Source organism: Lentisalinibacter orientalis, assembly GCF_040706535.1.
Taxonomy (GTDB): domain Bacteria; phylum Pseudomonadota; class Gammaproteobacteria; order Steroidobacterales; family Woeseiaceae; genus Lentisalinibacter; species Lentisalinibacter orientalis.
The window spans coordinates 152,377-170,138 of record NZ_JAPDRJ010000006.1 but is presented as its reverse complement, the minus strand read 5'-3'; the positions used below and the strand labels follow the sequence as shown (position 1 = coordinate 170,138).

Here is a 17,762-nt window from a genome sequence, read left to right as displayed (position 1 = left end):
GACGGTGACCGCTCATGGCCATCAGCGTATTCGACCTCTTCAAGATCGGCATCGGCCCTTCCAGCTCCCACACCGTGGGTCCGATGAAGGCAGCCGGCCAGTTCGTCGCACGCCTGCGCGACGCGGGCGCATTCGACCGCACGGCCCGGGTGCGCGTGGAGCTCTACGGCTCGCTCGGCGCCACCGGCCGCGGTCACGGCTCCGACAAGGCGGTGATACTCGGGCTCGAGGGCGAGAGCCCGGAAGACGTGAACGTCGAGTCCATCCCCGACCGGGTGGAGCGCGTGCGCGAGGGCGGCCGGCTGCGGCTCGGCGGCGAACGCGAGATCGGCTTCGACCACCGCGAGGACCTGGTCTTCGACCGGCGCCAGAAGCTGCCACACCATCCCAACGGCATGCGTTTCACGGCGCTGGACGAGGCCGGCGAGACGCTGCTGGAGGCCGCATTCTACTCGGTCGGTGGCGGCTTCGTGGTGGACGAGGAAGATGCCGAGAACGGGCCGATCAAGAAGGACGACACCGAACTCGCCTACCCCTTCACCACCGCGGTCGAACTCCTCGGCCACACAAAACGAACCGGCCTCGCCATCAGCGACATCATGCTGGAGAACGAGACGGCGTGGTGCACGGCGGACGAGACCCGAGAGCGGCTGCTCAGGATCTGGCGGGTGATGGACGAGTGCATCGATCGCGGCTGTGCCACCGAGGGCACCCTGCCGGGCCTGAAGGTGGAGCGGCGCGCCGCCGCGCTGCATGCCCAGCTGTCGTCCCAGGCGGAGCGCTCGCTCAGCGACCCCCTCACCGTGATGGACTGGGTGGATCTCTACGCGCTGGCCGTGAACGAGGAGAACGCCGCCGGCGGCCGGGTGGTCACCGCACCCACCAACGGGGCGGCGGGCATCATCCCGGCGGTGCTGCGCTATTTCGTGCGCTTCCGCGGCGCGGATGAGGACGACATCGTGCGTTTCCTGCTGACCGCCGGTGCCATCGGCGTGCTGTTCAAGGAGAACGCGTCCATCAGCGGCGCCGAGGTCGGCTGCCAGGGCGAAGTGGGCTCCGCCTGTTCCATGGCGGCCGGCGCGCTGGCCGAGGGCCTCGGCGGCACGCCGGAACAGGCGGAGAACGCGGCCGAGATCGGCATGGAGCACAACCTCGGCCTTACCTGCGATCCCATCGCGGGCCTGGTTCAGATCCCCTGCATCGAGCGCAATGCCATGGCGTCCATCAAGGCCATCAATGCGGCACGGCTCGCGCTGAGAGGCAGCGGGCAGCACTTCGTCTCGCTCGACAAGGTCATCAAGACCATGCGCGACACCGGCCGCGACATGAAGACCAAATACAAGGAGACCGCCCGGGGCGGTCTCGCGGTGAACGTGATCGAGGTGCCGGTCAACGTGATTGAATGTTGAAATCCGGGATCGGGCCTGAAGGCCCTCCTACATCCATTTCGTCGCAGGAGGGGCTTTAGCCCCGATTCCCCAATCCCGTATCGGGCCTGAAGGCCCTCCTACATCAGATCTCCGGGTCGTAGTCCTCCGGCACCGGTGCCTTGTCCGTCGGCGTCACGCCCTGCACGTCTTCCGTGGGCAGATCCTTCGTCGACGGTGCCTCGGGGGCTCGCATCCGCAGTGCTGCGGCCTGGGCCTGACGGCTGTAGTCCATGGATTCGGCCAGGATGCGCGCGGCCTCCTGGTCGGCGTGGAAGCCCTTGGAGTTCTCGCTGCTGATGTAATCGAGGCGCCACATGGCCTTGCGCTGCAGGTCGTAGACCGGCTGCAGGTCGGTCTCGCTCGCGCCCGCGGCCTTGGCCTCCATGATCGCATCGAGCATGTCGGTCATGGCCTGCCCTGCGCGCTCGGTCATGGCCACGGTGCGGGACTGGATCGCTTCCACCCGCGCCCGCAGCTCGTCCTCCGGGACGTTATGGCAGGTCTGGCAAGCGCTGTTCACGAACTCCATCGGGCTCTGCACGTTGTGGTTGCTCACCTTCATGGCGCCTTCGCGCTCGTAGGGCATGTGGCAGTCGGCGCAGCTGACGCCGCTCCGCGCGTGGATGCCCTGGCTCCAGAGCTCGAACTCGGGGTGTTGCACCTTGAACACTTCGGCGCCGGTCTCGCCGTGCTTGTAGTCGTAGAAATCGCTGCCGTCCGGGAACTTCATCTCGTCCCAGAAGCGCTCGGCATCGTCGGCGGTAAGGCCGTTGCCCCACGGGAACGTCAGCGTCGTCTTGTTGGCGCAGTAGTACTCCACGTGGCACTGCCCGCAGGTGAACGAGCGCATCTCCTGGCGGGTGGCGTACTTGTTCGGATCGTAGGGCTCGCTGCGATTGCCGTTGCGCCACTGCTCGATGCTGGGCAGGTGCGGCACCGGCGCATCGCTGGCCGCCAGATCGGCAATGCCCTGCATGAAGCCCGGCCGGGTGACGCGGATGCTCATGTCGTCCGGGCTGTGGCAGTCGATGCAGGTCACCGGGTGGGCCTCGCCGATCATGCCGTGATCCTCCGGCAGCTTCTCACCCGCATATTCGCCTGAGAAGCCGCCCGGCGGCGCCTGAGGAAACACCGGCTCATTCTCGCCGGGCGTGCCGTCCGGCGTGGCATAGAGCATCTTCAACACTTCCTGGTAGGGCCGCGTGCTCAGTTCCTCGAAGCCTCGCCTCACCGCCGGCATGTTGAATTCGGCGGCGAGTTTGTCCTCCGTGACCTCTTCCCCCATCGCCTCGAGCCCGACGCGCCGGTACAGGACCGTCGTCGAACCATGGCAGTGCAGACACGCGCCTGCCTGGGGCTTCTGGGTCACCCGTTCAGTCACCCCCTGGTCGTAGAGCATGTAGGCGTGGCCGCGGGCCTCGCGGTAGTCGATGCTGAATGCATAGCCGGCGTACAGGCGCTTCAGCCACGGATGCGTGTCGAGCTTGCTCTCGGGCATGGCGCTGCTGCCGCCGTAGAACTCGTCGCCGGCGGTGGACTTCCAGCCGTCGAACTGGCGCGGCCAGTTCTTTCCCCATGGCTCGGGGTCTGTACTGATCTCGCTGACCTCCACGACGCGCACGAACGGCTGCCTGGCGTCCTGCTTGTGCGCAAACATCGTGATCAGCACGTAGGTGACGCCTGCCGTTGCGATCACGGCGACCGCGAACACCAGTGCCAGCAGCGCCGCGGCACCCTTGTGACGTGACGATCCAGGCCGATTGTGCATGCTTCGATTACCCATTCGAGACTCGTTCCTCATTGAAAATCTCCGGTCTGCATCAGCGCCGGCCCGAGTGGCCGACGTCGCTGTGACAATGGACGCAATTTTGCATTTCACCGCCGTGCTCGACGGGCAGCATGGAATCCACCAGATCGCCGTGACAGTGCAGGCAGGCCTGCTGGGTCACGCGCCGGTTCCGCGGCTTGATCTGTATGGGCTCGTGGAAGTCGCCGGTGGTGAAGGCCAGGGCATGAAAGAAGCCGTTATCCGCCTTGGTCAGCCACTTGCCGACGAAATCGTGGCGCAGGTGACAGTCGCCGCAGGCCGCCACATCGCGGTGGCTGGAGGTGACCCAGGAGTCGAAATGGCCCTGCATGATGTGGCAGTTCGCGCAGGCTTCCGGGTTATTGGTCAGGTAGGAGAAACCGTTGCCGTACCCGATGGTGAATGCACCGAGCCCGCCGAGCACGCCCACCGCGATCGCGACGGCGAAGGAGAGTACCCGGACACTGCGGCTCGTGCGGGTCTTGGTTCGTTGTTCCATATCGCTCTTCGAGTGATTCCGGGGCGGTCGACCTGGATGGCACGAGTCAATTGTCGCCGAAACTCGTCGTCACCATGATCCACATTTTGGTCGTATCTACAAACGGGGCGGCATCGGCGCTGAACCGGGCGGCTTTGAGCAGCAACTTGTAGCGTCCTCCCAGCGTCGTCGACGCCGAAAAGTCGAGTTCGCTGCCGTAATCCTGCCCGCCGCGCTCGGCGGAGAAGTCGTGGTAGACCGCCTGCAGCTTCCAGCCACCGATGGTGTAGCCCCCTTTCAGGTAAAGATCTTCGAGCCCTGCGCCCGGCGTCGCCAGGAACTGGTCCGCCCAGCCGTTGAAGGCGTGCAGCGTGGCCAGCGGCGTGCGGAATCCCTCGCCGTTGTCGCTGCCGAGGGACTCGAAGCCGATGCCGGCCGAGAAGGCATCGCGCGACCAGTACGCCTGCAGACGGAAGTAATCCGTGTCGAAGCTGGCGGGGTTGTTCGCCGCGTCGGACTGGACGGCGTACTCGCCGAGCAGCGCGAGCCGGCCGAAGTCGAGATCCAGCGCGCCGGTGCCGCGGACGCCGAACGTATCCGTCGAGAATGCCGGGGCATCGTCGTTGTCGATGAGATAGGCGTAGCCCACCAGGTCGACCTCGTCGGTGAGACCGGTCTTCACGTTCAGCAGATGGGTATCCTGCTCGTGATCGCCCGCGGGTACGTCGGAACCGAAGATGCGGTTGACGTTGGCCACGTAGGAATAGAAGACCCGGGTCCGTTCGAACCCGGCGTACGTGAAGGACAGCCCGTCGTAGGTCTGCTCGTTCTGGCGCCAGCCCACGCCGCCGACGTAGCGCTGATCGTCCAGCAGTATCCGCTGGCGGCCGAGACGGGCGAGCCAGTCGCCTCCCGAATACTGGAAATACAACTGGTTCAGGTCGGAGCCGTTCGGGTCGGCGACGACGGGATACTGGTCCCGTTCTCCGCTCGAGGTGCCGGAACCGCTGTTGAAGTCGTCCAGGATCACTTCCATCACCTGGTCGAACTCGGCGAAGGCGCTGAAGCCACGCCACTCCCCGGTCTCGTAGTTCAGCCGCAGGCGCAGCGTTGAGGCGTTGGCGTTCTCGTCGAAGCCGTCCTGGTCCACGAACTCGTAGCGGTAACGCAGTTCCACGCCGGCGTCGCCGCCGGCGATGGCCTCGGTCAGGCTTGAATCGTCCGCCGCCGCCGCAAGACTCGCGATCGTGAGGGCGAAGCCTGCCAGCAGAGCCAGCTTTCGGTTGCCATGGGTGCCGTGCCTGCAATCGTTCATCTCGTCCTTCCGCCTGTCACACGATGCTCGCCCAAATGATCAGGGGGGCCGGCGGATGCCGCATTGATCTATGTCAAGCGGACTGACGATCTGCCGGTGGTTGATACGGATGACACTACTGCTTGCAATGCAAATGGAAATCATTATCATTTGAGTCAAATGGAGCGGGGACCGGACAAACAAAAGCCGCGCCCGGCCGAACCGAATCGGCCGTTGCAGGCCTCCGACCTGTTCCGGGGCCGCCAGGAGATCGTCATCGAATTCCGCGGCGAGACCTATCGCCTGAGGATCACGCGCAACGACAAACTGATACTGACCAAGTAACCCGCGCCAGCCAGCCAGCCAGCTCGACGCCAGCACGCCAGCGACAAACATCAGGAGGACCGTGATGTCGTCTGAAATGCTGTGGCTGCTGGCCGCAACCGCTGCCGTCGGCGACCTGCCGACCGACTCTCCCCGGGATGCCGACGCCGGCATCGAAGTGATCACCGTCGAGGCTTCCAAGCTCCCTGCTCCCGCCGCGGACATCGCGAGCCGTGTCACCGTGATCGACGAACGGCGCATCGAGCAGGAGCTCGCGCAGAACATCGACGATCTCGTCCGCTACGAGCCGGGCGTGGAGGTGGCCGATCAGGGCAGCCGCTTCGGCCTCTCCGGCTTCAGCATCCGCGGTATCGGCGGCAACCGGGTGCAGATCGAGGTGGACGGCGTGCCCACCTCCGACGCCTTCTCCATCGGCAGTTTCTCCAACGCCAGCCGTGACTTCGTCGACGTCGCCAATCTCAAACAGGTGGAGATCATCCGCGGCCCCTCCTCCGCGCTGTTCGGCTCCGACGCCCTCGGCGGCGTGGTCAGCTTCGTCACCAGGGGCCCCGCCGATTACCTGCGCGGCCGTGACAGCTACTACGACGTGAGCGGTGGCTTCAACAGCGTGGACGAGAGCACCGTGGCCGGCGGGACCTTCGCCTGGCGCATCAGTGAGGTCGGCGCCATGCTGCGCGCCACCCGCCGCGGCGGCGCCGAGCGCGACATCCCGGGGGCCGATCCTCTCGACGAGGACAGCCTGAACGCGCTCGCCCGATTCAGCTTCGGCGAAGCCGGCGCCGGCGGCATCGAGTTCTCCCTCGAGCACTTCCGTGCCGCCAGCCAGACGGATGTGGACTCACTGGAACGCGTCCAGGATTTCACGGCCGACTTCGGCTTTCCCTTCGTCATCGACACCTCGGTCGTCGCCGGCGACGACGAGCGCGAGCGCAACCGCGTGAGCCTGGGCCAGGAATGGGTCGACGGCCGCTTCGGCACCGATTACCTGCGCTGGCGTGCGTACCGGCAGGACAGCGAGACGCGGCAGGACACCTTCGAGGCCAGGCAGAGTTTCATCGCCGGCCGCCCATCCGCCGCCGAGCGCCGGCGCTCGTTCCGCTTCGAACAGGAACTCACCGGCCTGGAAGTCAACGCGGCGAACCGCTACTCACTCGGCGGAACGGCACAGGAGCTGGCATACGGGCTCGAATACGAAGTCACGGACACCGCCCAGCTGCGCGACGGCACGGAGACCGATCTCGCCACCGGTGAGACCTCCAGCCAGGTCGGGCCCGATCTCTTCCCGCTGCGCGACTTCCCGTTGTCGCAGACCACCCGCACCGGCATCTATCTGCAGAACCGCATCACCCTCGGCGCCGTCTCGCTGGTGCCGGGGCTGCGCTGGGACCGCTACGAACTGGAACCCGAGCCCGATGCGATATTCCTCGCGGACAACCCGGGCATCCGGCCCGTGTCCCTGAAGGAGGACGAGTTCTCGCCGAAGCTCGGCGCCCTCTGGGACATCGGCGAGCACTGGCAGCTGTACGCCCAGTACGCCGAGGGCTTCCGCGCGCCGCCCGTCAACGACGTCAACGTGGGCTTCACCAATTTCCAGTTCGGCTACACGACCATTCCGAATCCGGACCTGCAGGCCGAATCCAGCCGCGGCTACGAGACGGGCGTGCGCTATTTCGGCGAAACGACGAGCTGGGAAGCTACCGTTTTTTCAACGAGATACGATGACTTCATCGAATCATTCCAGGTGGTGGACTTCGACCCGATCAACTCCGTGATCGTCTTCCAGTCCGTCAACGTGGACGAGGTCGAGATCCGGGGCGCCGAGTTCCAGGGCCGCTTCGCCCCGGCCCTGCTGCCCGAAGGCCTGAGCCTGAACGTGGCGGCGGCCTGGGCGGACGGCGAGGACCGCACGACCGGTGCACCGGTGAACTCGGTATCGCCGCTGAACGCGGTGCTCGGTCTGGAGTACGCCGAGCCCGATGGCGCCTGGGGCGCGAGCTTCATCGCCCGCGCCGCCGCCGCCCAGGACGACCTTGACGAATCCGCGGGGGCCTTGCTGAGCCCGGCGGGCTACGTCGTCTACGACGCGTTCGGCTACTGGCGACCCCGCCCCGCCCTGCGTCTGCGGGCCGGCATCTACAACCTCACCGACCACGAGTACTTCAGCTATCTCGACGTGCAGGGCGTGCCCGTCGACGTCGCCGACCCGGAGCGCTTCCGGCGCCCCGGCCGCCACTTCAGCGTGGCTTTCGACTGGAATTTCTGATGCCCAAGGGAGGATCCCATGAGAACCGGACGACTGTTTTTCATCCCGCTGACGCTGCTCGCCTCGGCCTGTGCCAGCACCGGCACGCAGACCGCGGGCGACACGGCCCCGGCAACCGTGCCCGAATCGCCGGAGTACCGGGAGGTCGCTAACCCGCGGTTCGCGGCCATCCGCGAGGCGGAGGCCAGAGCCGAGCGTGACCGCCTCGCCATCCTGGCGATGCAGGGCGAGTACGTGGTCGACTTCCACTTCGCAGAGACCGTGCCGCTCGCACCCGGCTACGAGCGCCGCGACGACAAGGACAGCGGCGGCTTCGAGGTGGTCTTCGTGGTCGAGGACAGCGACGAGCGCATCGTCCTGCAGCACCTGCTCGTGATGCCGGGCGGCCACGTCATCAAGCACTGGCGCCAGGACTGGGTGTACGAGGCCGAAGAGCGCTTCGAGTTCGTCGCCGACCAGACCTGGCAGATGCGGGCGATCGAGCCGGAGAAGACCGCCGGGGCCTGGACCCAGTGCGTCTACGAAGTGTCCGACGCACCCCGCTACTGCGGCACCGGCCAATGGAATCACCGCTACGGCGTCTCCACCTGGACCAGCGACCGCAGCTGGCGGCCGCTGCCCCGCCGCGAGTACACCCAGCGCGACGACTACAATGCCCTGAACGCCGAGAATCGGCACACCGTCACTCCCCACGGCTGGACCCACGAGCAGGACAACACCAAGACCGTACGCGACGGCCGCGAGACGTCTGCGACGCTGGTGCGCGAATTCGGCTTCAACGACTATCGCAGCATCACCGGCTTCGATTTCGACCCGGCGCAAGAGTACTGGCAGAAGACCGGGGACTACTGGGCGCGGGTGCGCGCGGCATGGGACCGGCGTCTGGCGAGCGGTGCCACCCTGGTGCTGACGACGGAGATCGACGGCATGCCGATCATCCAGGGCACCTTCGCACAGGCAGCGAAGGCGGACGAGATGAGCGTCGAGGAGCAGGTGAACGCCATCGAGGACCTGCTGGCGAAGTGGACCAGCAGCGGCAGCGACGCGAGTCTGGCCGTCAACTGAAGGCCGGGGACAGCCGGCCCCACCCAGCCGGCTGTCCCCGCCGCAGTCTCAGTAGACATCCTCCACGGTATTGTGGACGTTGAACTTGCCCGTCGGGGTCACGATGTCCGGCCCCTTGATGACGGACTTCAGCGTGCGGGTCTTGTCGTCCACCACCACGATGGCGGATTCCTCCTCCTTGCCGCTCCAGACCGAGAACCAGACCTCGTCGCCGGCCACGTTGTACTCCGGCTGGACGATGCGCTTCGGCCCGGGCCCGAGATCGGCCCATTCGGCGATCGGCAGCACCTCGTAGCCGGCATCCAGGTTGTTGATGTCGAAGACGGCCACGCTCTGGGCGACGGCTTCCTCCGGGTTCAGCGGCGTATCCACCCACAGGTTGTCGGATTCCGGATGGGTCTTGACGAAGAGCGAGCCGCCGCCCTGCCCCTCCAGCACCCGCACGGCCTTCCAGGCATGGTCCGGATGGCCCTCCGGGTCAGTGCCGATGAAGGTGATGTTGCTGTTGCCCAACGCACTCGTCACCCACACGGGACCGTACTCCGGGTCGACCAGGTTGGCGCCGCGGCCGGGGTGAGGAATCTTGGTGACGTCCACCAGCGCCTCGAGTTCCTGATCCTGCGAGTCGACCACCGCGATCTTGTCGGACTGGTTCGCCGCCGTCAGGAAGTAGCGTCGCGTGCTGTCCCAGCCGCCGTCGTGCAGGAAGCGCGCCGCCGAGATGTCGGTCACCGTGAGGTTCTCGATATCGGCGTAGTTGACCAGCAGGATGTGGCCGGTCTCCTTCACGTTGACGATGAACTCCGGGTGCTTGTGGGAAGCCACAATCGCCGCCACCCGCGGCTCCGGATGGTACTCCTGGGTGTCCACCGTCATGCCCCGGGTTGAGACCACCTTCAGCGGCTCCAGCGTGTCGCCCTTCATGATGACGTACTGGGGCGGCCAGTAGGCACCGGCGATGGCGTACCGATCCTCGTAGCCCGGGTACTTCGACGTCTCCACCGAGCGGGCCTCGAGCCCGATCTTGATCTCGGAGACCACCTGGGGCGGGTCCATCCACAGGTCGATCATATCGATGCGCGCATCCCGGCCGATGGTGTAGATATAGCGGCCGGAGGCCGAAGGCCGCGAGATGTGTACCGCGTAGCCCGTGGGCACGATCGAGACCACCTCCTTGGTGTCGCCGTCGATGATGGCCACCTGGCCCGCGTCGCGCAGCGTGACGGCGAAGAAGTTCGCCGTGTTGCGGTCGTGCTGGGGCTCGGTCGGGCGCTCTTCCGGCGGCACCTTCACCTCCCAGGTCTCCTTCATCTTGGCCAGCCCGAATTCGGGCGGCTCCGGCGGCTCCTGCTGCAGGAAGCGGGCCATCATGTCGATCTCCGCCTCGGTGAGTTCACCGGATGTGCCCCAGTTCGGCATGCCGGCGGGCGAGCCGTAGGTGATGAGCGCCTTGAGATACTCCGTGCCCTTCTCCCGGGTGATGTCCGGGGTCAGAGGCTTGCCGGTGGCGCCCTTGCGCAGCACGCCGTGGCAGCCGGCGCAGCGCTCGAAGTACAGCCGCGTCGCGGTCTTGTACTCGGCCTGGCTCAGCGCCGGCCCTTCGGGCTCCATGCGCTGGCGCAAATCCTCCGGGTCCATTGGCGTGGGTGCGCCGCGGTAGCGCATCTCGCCCTCGCTCGCGCCCGGGTGGCGCTCGCCGGTGGCCCGGTCCTCGGCGACGGTGCCCGTGCGGACCGCGGCCACCTCGTCCGCGCCGAAGGCCGAGGCCTCGTTACCCCACGTGTTGGTCACGTAGGTCAGGATGGCGGCCACCTCCTCGTTGTCCAGGTGGCCCATCGGCGGCATCACGGCATTGAATTGCTGATCGTTCACCGTGATCGGTCCCGTCAGCCCCAGGATCACCGTCTCGATCGCCCGGGCCCGGTTCTCCATCAGGTAGTCGGAGCCCGCGAGCGGAGGGAACGCGCCGGGCAGACCCTGCCCCGTCGGCTGGTGGCAGCCGGCGCAGTGGGTGCCATAGAGCGTCTTGCCCGCATTCATGAGCTCCGCGACGGTATCGGTGGCCGTCTCGGCGCGGTGGACCTCCGCATCCCGGCCCGAAGGATCGGTCGACAGATCGGTCGACAGATCGGTCGACGGATCGGCCGACGGATCGACCGACAGACCGGCGGACAGGCCGGCCGTCAGGCCGAGGGCCATGACGGCACCGGACAGCAGCCAGGGGGCTGAGCGTCTTAATCTCTCCTGCTTGGTCATTTGTCGTCTCCTTGACGGTCGTCGGGGGCTGACTACCAGTCCCACTGCAGACCGATCGAGTAATGCCTCCCCGGTTGCGCGAGCATCGGCAACGCGGGGTCGTCGGGGGTGAGTCCGCTCACGTCGGCCCAGCGCCAGTAGCGCCGGTCGGTCAGGTTGCCGATACCGAGCGTCAGCGTGAGGTGGTCGCCGACGAGGCGGGTCGCGTACACATCCACCACGCCGTAGCCGGCGGGCTCGAAGCGCTCGCCACCGCTCTCCTCCTGCCGGGACCAGCCGTCCGTGAGCGTGAGGACCGCGCGCAGACCGGTGCGGTCGTCGTGCGAGCGCCAGCGCGCCCCGAGCACGGCCTGGGCCGGGCCCACGCTGCCGAGAGGCTCACCGGTAATCCGGTTCTCGCCCTCGGCAAGGTAGGCCGCGGCCTCCAGGGTCACGCCATGCAGGTGCCCGCCGGGGCGCAGCGATCCGCGCGCCTCGACGCCGCGGATCCGGGCCCGGTCGATATTGCGGGACTGGAACAGCAGCCGGCCGCTCTCGGGGTCCACGCCGATGCGTGCCTTCGTCTCGATGAAGTCGTCGTAGTCGGTCTGGAACGCGGCCAATGCCAGCCGGGCGCGCCGGCCTTCCCAGCGCAGCCCTGCCTCCCAGCCGTCGGAGGTCTCGGATCGCAGGTCCGGGTTCGGCAGCGCGCGGATGTTGAACAGCGGGATGTCGAGGCCGATGTTCGCATCCTCGAAGGGCGGCGCGCGGAAGCCCCGTGCGTACTGCAGAAACAGGTCGGTGCCGGCCCCGGCGCGATAAACCACGCCGATCTTCGGCGAGACGTCGGAGACCGAGACGGCCACCGGCTCGACCGCGGGATTGTCTTCCCGGTAGACGGCATCCGGCTCCGGATCGAGCCGGTTCTCGTCGTAGCGCAGGGCGGCGGACAGCGTGAGCGGGCCCTTCGTGAACTGATCCGACAGCCACAGCCCCAGCTCCCGGGTGACGGTCACCGGGAAGTCCCGCAGCGGGAATTCCTCGCCGAGTATGCGTCGGCTGATCGATCCGTCCAGCAGGCTCTGCGAGACGCCGTCGCGCATCTCGGCCGTCTCGCGCTCGGTCCACTCCGCGCCGAAACCGAGGCGATGAGACCAGCCGCCCGCGTCCAGCTCTCGCCACAGATTGAGTTCGCCGCCGAGGAGCTTCTGCTCATAGTCGAACTCGCGCGTCAGCTGCACCGGCGCAGCGGCGGCGGCCCGTTCGTCGACGGTCTCCTGATGCACGTCGGCCGCCGCGTGGAACACCCGCAGCAGTGCCTCGTCCAGCCAGGGCAGCGGCTGTGGCACGCGGTACTCCGCGCTCGCAAGGGAAAACGCCGAACGGTCGTCGCCCGTGAGCGAGGTCGTCGTGGCGAAGCGTCCGCCACCCAACACCGAGCGGATGTCGCTGGCCACGTCCGCGCTCTGCCGGAGCAGCGTCACGCGCCATTCGTGGCCGTCATCGTTGCTGCCGGCCAGGCCGATCAGCCCGGCATCGCGGCGCCAGTCCCGCTCGTCGGCGGAGCCCTCGGCCGCGGCCGACTCCATCGCGCCGCCCTCGCGGTGAGCTCCGGCCACCGACAGGGCGAGACCGCCGTCGGCGCGCGCCCAGTGCATCCCGCCGGTGAGATGGGAGCTGTCGTCGCGGCCGTGGCGTACGAGGCCGGCATCACCCGCCGTGACGGCGTCGAGATCGGCCGCGAGCGCGCCGCGGGTCCGCACCGCCACCACGCCGCCCAGCGCGGAGCTGCCGTAGAGCGCCGAGGCGGGGCCGCGCAGGATCTCCACACGCCCGATGAGTGCCGGGTCGATGAAGTCCCGCGTCGCGTGCGAGAAGTTGCCGATGGCGAACTGCTCGGACACCGGCACGCCGTCGATCTCCAGCGCGACCCGGTTGCCGCCGATGCCGCGTATCGTTACGCCTTCGGCACCGAAGCGCGACCCCGCGCCCTCGTGGCTCACGCCGGGCACGAAACGGAACAGATCGGGCAGCGAGGCGGTCAGTGTCTCCTCGAGGTCCTCACGGGTCAGCGCCGTGACATCCGCCGCGACGTCCCGCAGCGGCGTGCGGTACTTCGTGGCAACCACCACGATCTCCTCGAGCGCCGTGGTGTCGGCGCCGGAGCCGTCGGCGGGTTCCGCAGCCATCGCCGTGCCGGTCGATGCGAATGCCATCGCCAACAGCAGCCGCGTGGTAACGGCGATGAGTATCAGTGCAGTGCGTCGATCGTCCATGGCGGCAGACTAGACCCGTTGCGCCGCCGCCTCCTTGACCCAGGTCAAGGCGGATGTGCGTATGACCGCGCATAGTGCGCCCATGCACGGAGAGACCCTCATCGAATGCTGTCCCCGGCCCGGGCCGTCCACCGGCGTGCAGGAGTGTCACGTCTTCCCCGCGCCGACCACGTTCCGCAAGCCGTTCGGGGAAGCCGAGTTCGTCGACGCCGCCCGACGCAGCAACGCCGTGCCCATCCCCCACCCGCTGGCGCTGGAGGTCTGTGCGCCCCGCGGCCTGCGGCTGATCCACGGCGTGCCCGCGGCGTATTCGAGAGCTGCCGGCGAGATGTATGTGGAGCGCCTGCTGCGTCAGATCGAACGTATCGCGCCCCTGTTCGACCGGGACCGGGACGTGGTGCAACTGGTGCTGGAGCACTTCAGCGGCCTGCTCGACGTCGGCCACGTGCTGCAGGTGGTCGAGAGCCTCGGCCGCCAGTTCCATTTCTCGCCGGACCCCGACCGGGAGTTCCGGGTGGCATTCGGCGGTGCGCCGCCGGGCGCCGCCGAGATCCGGCGCTTCGCCGCGGCAGGGCTGAACCGGGCTTCGCTCTCGGTGACGGTGCCGGGCCGGCGCTCTGCGGCGTTACGCTCCCGCAGTATCGATCCGGTGCTCCAGGCGGTGTCGGCGTGCCGGGAAGCAGGCCTCTCCAGCACCGCGCTCACGCTGCGCTTCGACTACGCCGCCTACGACGAGCAAACGGCGGCGGATGCCATCGCCACACTCGTTGCCGACCGGCCGGAACGCATCGCGCTGACCGGCCGCTCGCTGGCCGCCGTCGCTGCAGCCGGTCACCGCACGCTCACCGACTGCGGCTACCGGCTGATCGGCCCGGACGAGTACGCCCTGCCCGACGACGCTCTGGCCATCGCGGCCGCAGCGGGCACGCTCGGCATCGGCCCAAGCGGCTACTGCGCGGCGGGCGACTGCGACGTGCTCGGTTTCGGCGCGGGCGCACTCAGCCGCATCGGCGACGTGTGGTGCCGCAATCTCTCGGACGTGGGCGCCTGGGAGAGCGCGATCGACGCCGAGCGGCTGCCGCTGTGCTGCGGCCACGCTCTCGATGCGGACGAACGCCTGCGGGCCGACATCGTCCGCGACCTGCTGTGCCGCCGGCGCCTCGACATCCGGGCCATCGAACGCCGCTGGCAGGTGGACTTCGCCGAGCACTTCGCCGGGGCGCTGGCGAGGCTGCGGCGCCACGAGGAGCTGGGCTGGCTCGAGACCGGGCGCGACGAGCTGCGGATCCTTGCGCGGGAAGGCGAGGCTATCCGTATAATCGCGCTGTGCTTCACGCCCGATTACCAGAAACCCGGCCAGGAGCCCGGCGCCGCCGGACGACATCCTGTCCCTTCAGGCCGGCACTGACCCCGGTTGCTGTCCGGCGCCGCGGTGGAGCCGCACCATGACCGGTGAGGCGGGCGCGCTGGAACGCAGCGCCGGCATCCTCGCGGACGACGGCGACGAGCTGCACTTCTGCAGCACCTGCGCCTTCTCCTCCGCCTGCCTGGAGAGCGGCTACGACAAGTCGCGGCTGCAGGAGCTCCACGTGCTGGTCGAGCACGTCGGACCCTACCGGGAGGGCGAGCACATCTTCCGCGAGGGCGACGAATTCAACGCGATTGCAGCCGTGCGTGCCGGCACCGTGAAGACCTACGTGACGGACCTGGCCGGACGCGAGCAGATCCAGGGCTTCTTCCTGCCCGGCGAGGTCATCGGCCTGAACGCCATCTCGCAGTCGCGCTACCCCTGTAACGCCGTCGCACTGGACACGGTGCTGCTCTGCCGCTTCTCCTTCCCGCGCATGGCCACGCTGGCCACCCGCATGCCGGGGCTGCAGCAGCAGCTCTTCCGGCTGCTGAGCGAGGACATCGGCAAGGCCACGCTGCTGGCGGGCGATTTCACCGCGGAGGAGCGCATGGCGGCGTTCCTGCTGGTGCTGTCCCGCCGCTATGCCGCCCGCGGCCTGTCCCCCACCCGCATGCGCCTCACGATGGCGCGTACGGACATCGCCAACTACCTGCGTCTGGCCGCCGAGACCGTGAGCCGCATCCTGAAGCGCTTCCAGGAGAACGGCCTCATCCGCGTGGATCGCCGCGAGGTCGAACTGCTGGACATGCCCGGCCTGAACGAGCTGGCGCAGAACGTCCTCAGAAACTGACCGCTCACTTGACCTGGATCAGGGCGCGGCCCCTGCGCCCGGCGCACCATCTCCCCCGATCCCTGGAGGAGATTGGAAATGACTACCACACAGAAACTCTGGACCGGACTGGCGGCGCTGCTCGCCGTGTCGTTCGGTGTCTTGTTGTGGATGGGCGGCGAGATCCACCGCCAGGCCCCTCCCATGCCGGAACGCGTCGTCACCGTCGACGGCGAGCTCGTCTTCACGCGCTCGGACATCGAGACGGGCCGACAGGTCTGGCAATCGATAGGCGGCCATCAGCTCGGCTCCATCTGGGGCCACGGCGGCTACGTGGCGCCGGACTGGACGGCCGACTGGCTGCACCGCGAGGCCATCGCCACGCTCGATATCTGGGCGCGGCGGGATTACGTCGTGGACGGCTACGCGGATCTGCCCGCTCCCCAGCAGGCCGCACTGCAGGCCCGCCTCGAGGAGCGCATCCGCCGTAATACCTGGAACGCGGAGCGGGGCTCGATCACCATCGACGCCGACCGCGCCGCTGCAATTGGCACGGTTTCGGCGCATTACGACAGCCTGTTCGCGAACGAGCCGGAGACGGCCTGGCTGCGCGAAGCCTACGCGATGAAGAACGACACGGTGCCGGATGCGGACCACCGGCGTGCGCTGTCGGCGTTCTACTGGTGGACCGCCTGGGCCGCCGTGACGGAGCGCCCCGGCAAGGACATCACCTACACCAGCAACTGGCCCGCCGAGGAACTGGTGGGCAACGTGCCGCCGGCGAATGCCTACATCTGGACGGTATTCAGCGTGCTCTTCCTGATCGCCGGCATCGCACTGCTCGGCTGGTACTACGCCGTCACTCATGGCAAGGAGGAACGGGTCGACAAGCTGCCGGATTCCGATCCGCTGGCGATGGTGAAGGTGACCCCGTCGATGCGGGCCACGGCGAAATATTTCTGGGTGGTGCTCGCGCTGTTCCTGGTGCAGATCGTACTCGGCGGCATCACCGCCCACTACCAGGTGGAAGGCCAGGAGTTCTATGGTTTCGCTCTGAGCGAGATCCTGCCCTATTCCCTGACCCGCACCTGGCACACCCAGCTGGCCGTGCTGTGGATCGCCACCGCCTGGCTCGGCACCGGCCTGTACATCGCGCCGGCCATCTCGGGCCACGAGCCGAAGTTCCAGCGCCTGGGCGTCAACCTGCTGTGGGTGTGCCTGCTGGTGATCGTGGTCGGTGCCTTCGCCGGCCAGTGGTTCGCCGTCATGCAGACCCTGGGCCTCGAGAACAACTTCTGGTTCGGCCATCAGGGCTGGGAATACGTGGACCTCGGCCGCTTCTGGCAGTGGTTCCTGTTCATCGGTCTCGGCCTCTGGCTGACGCTGGTCGGCCGCGCGCTGTGGCCGGCCATCCGCCAGCGCAACGAGTCGCGGCCCATCGTGACGCTGCTGTTCCTCTCCACGGTGGCCATCGGCCTGTTCTACGGCGCCGGCCTGATGTGGGGCGAGCACACGCACCTGTCGATGGTCGAGTACTGGCGCTGGTGGGTGGTGCATCTGTGGGTGGAAGGCTTCTTCGAGGTCTTCGCGACTGCCGTGATTGCTTTCCTGTTCACGCGCCTCGGCCTGCTGAAGGTCAGCACGGCGACGGTGGCCGTCCTGTTCGCCACCATCGTCTTCCTCGCCGGCGGCGTGCTGGGCACGCTCCATCACCTGTACTTCGCGGGCACCCCGACGGCGGTCATCGCCGTCGGCGCCTCCTTCTCGGCGCTGGAGGTCGTGCCGCTGGCCTACATCGGCTTCGAGGCCTATCAGACCTACAAGCTGGGCAAGGCGACACCGTGGATGGCACGCTACCACTGGCCGGTCATGTTCTTCACGGCGGTGGCCTTCTGGAACGTGGTGGGCGCCGGGCTGTTCGGCTTCCTGATCAACCCGCCGCTGCCGCTGTTCTTCATGCAGGGCCTGAACCTCACGCCTCTGCACGGCCACACCGCGCTGTTCGGTGTGTACGGCATGCTCGGCATCGGCCTGATGCTGTTCTGCCTGCGCGGCATGAAGCCTGCGGCACAGTGGAACGAGTCGGTGCTGAAGACCGCGTTCTGGTCGTTCAACATCGGCCTGGTCGGCATGTCGCTGATGACGCTGCTGCCGCTCGGCGTGATGCAGCTGGTGGCCGCCATCGACAACGGCTACTGGTACGCGCGCTCCGCGGAGTTCATGCAGCAGCCCGTGGTCGATATGCTGGTCTGGATGCGTGTCCCCGGTGACATCATCTTCAGCATCGGCGGCATCACGCTGGCCTGGTTCGTCGCCCGGCTCTGGATCGCGCCCCGCAAGGCGCGCGAGAGCCTGCCGGCGGGCTCCGGAGCTGCACGCGGTTGAAGCC

General features: G+C 67.7%; 12 protein-coding genes. 7 read left to right on the top strand and 5 right to left on the bottom strand.

Annotated features, from left to right (window positions below; genetic code table 11):
- The first annotated feature begins 14 nt into the window (after window positions 1-14).
- The gene (locus ACJMK0_RS18245) at window positions 15-1,409 is read left to right on the top strand and encodes an L-serine ammonia-lyase (protein ID WP_405240546.1); all 1,395 of its coding nucleotides are present in this window, start codon (window positions 15-17) and stop codon (window positions 1,407-1,409) included.
- A gap of 103 nt (window positions 1,410-1,512) precedes the next feature.
- Here the strand turns inward: ACJMK0_RS18245 and ACJMK0_RS18240 are convergent, their stop codons facing one another.
- From ACJMK0_RS18240 to ACJMK0_RS18230, 3 genes are read right to left on the bottom strand one after another with little or no spacing between them, the layout of a single operon-like run.
- Window positions 1,513-3,198: an ammonia-forming cytochrome c nitrite reductase subunit c552 gene (locus ACJMK0_RS18240; RefSeq protein ID WP_405240544.1), complete on the bottom strand. Its 1,686-nt coding sequence runs from the start codon at window positions 3,196-3,198 to the stop codon at window positions 1,513-1,515.
- A gap of 52 nt (window positions 3,199-3,250) precedes the next feature.
- A complete protein-coding gene (gene nrfH, locus ACJMK0_RS18235; protein WP_405240542.1) occupies window positions 3,251-3,736 on the bottom strand; it encodes a cytochrome c nitrite reductase small subunit in 486 nt (161 codons plus the stop codon).
- A gap of 46 nt (window positions 3,737-3,782) precedes the next feature.
- A complete protein-coding gene (locus ACJMK0_RS18230) occupies window positions 3,783-5,030 on the bottom strand; it encodes an alginate export family protein (protein WP_405240540.1) in 1,248 nt (415 codons plus the stop codon).
- A gap of 63 nt (window positions 5,031-5,093) precedes the next feature.
- On the opposite strand from ACJMK0_RS18230, the gene hemP reads away from it, so the two are divergent.
- From hemP to ACJMK0_RS18215, 3 genes are all read left to right on the top strand, one after another.
- Window positions 5,094-5,354 carry a hemin uptake protein HemP gene (gene hemP / locus ACJMK0_RS18225; protein ID WP_405240539.1) on the top strand — a complete coding sequence of 87 codons (261 nt, stop codon included), beginning with the start codon at window positions 5,094-5,096 and terminating at the stop codon, window positions 5,352-5,354.
- Window positions 5,355-5,418: 64 nt separating this feature from the next.
- Window positions 5,419-7,617 carry a TonB-dependent hemoglobin/transferrin/lactoferrin family receptor gene (locus tag ACJMK0_RS18220; RefSeq protein WP_405240537.1) on the top strand — a complete coding sequence of 733 codons (2,199 nt, stop codon included), beginning with the start codon at window positions 5,419-5,421 and terminating at the stop codon, window positions 7,615-7,617.
- Window positions 7,618-7,635: 18 nt separating this feature from the next.
- Window positions 7,636-8,682, top strand: coding sequence for a DUF6607 family protein (locus ACJMK0_RS18215; protein ID WP_405240536.1), 1,047 nt, complete (start codon window positions 7,636-7,638; stop codon window positions 8,680-8,682).
- A gap of 48 nt (window positions 8,683-8,730) precedes the next feature.
- Here the strand turns inward: ACJMK0_RS18215 and ACJMK0_RS18210 are convergent, their stop codons facing one another.
- Both ACJMK0_RS18210 and ACJMK0_RS18205 read right to left on the bottom strand, forming a co-directional pair.
- Window positions 8,731-10,809, bottom strand: coding sequence for a cytochrome D1 domain-containing protein (locus ACJMK0_RS18210; protein ID WP_405240738.1), 2,079 nt, complete (start codon window positions 10,807-10,809; stop codon window positions 8,731-8,733).
- Between the two features lie 161 nt (window positions 10,810-10,970).
- Window positions 10,971-13,193, bottom strand: a complete 2,223-nt coding sequence (locus tag ACJMK0_RS18205) for a TonB-dependent receptor domain-containing protein (protein WP_405240534.1) — start codon at window positions 13,191-13,193, stop codon at window positions 10,971-10,973.
- A 61-nt stretch (window positions 13,194-13,254) separates the two neighbouring features.
- On the opposite strand from ACJMK0_RS18205, the gene ACJMK0_RS18200 reads away from it, so the two are divergent.
- The 3 genes from ACJMK0_RS18200 (at window position 13,255) to ACJMK0_RS18190 (ending at window position 17,758) form a co-directional block, all read left to right on the top strand.
- Entirely contained in the window at window positions 13,255-14,601 is a 1,347-nt protein-coding gene (locus ACJMK0_RS18200; RefSeq protein WP_405240532.1) for an oxygen-independent coproporphyrinogen III oxidase, read from the top strand.
- A 37-nt stretch (window positions 14,602-14,638) separates the two neighbouring features.
- The gene (locus ACJMK0_RS18195; protein ID WP_405240531.1) at window positions 14,639-15,394 is read left to right on the top strand and encodes a helix-turn-helix domain-containing protein; all 756 of its coding nucleotides are present in this window, start codon (window positions 14,639-14,641) and stop codon (window positions 15,392-15,394) included.
- 78 nt (window positions 15,395-15,472) lie between these two features.
- A complete protein-coding gene (locus ACJMK0_RS18190; protein WP_405240530.1) occupies window positions 15,473-17,758 on the top strand; it encodes a nitric-oxide reductase large subunit in 2,286 nt (761 codons plus the stop codon).
- The last annotated feature ends 4 nt before the right edge of the window (window positions 17,759-17,762 follow it).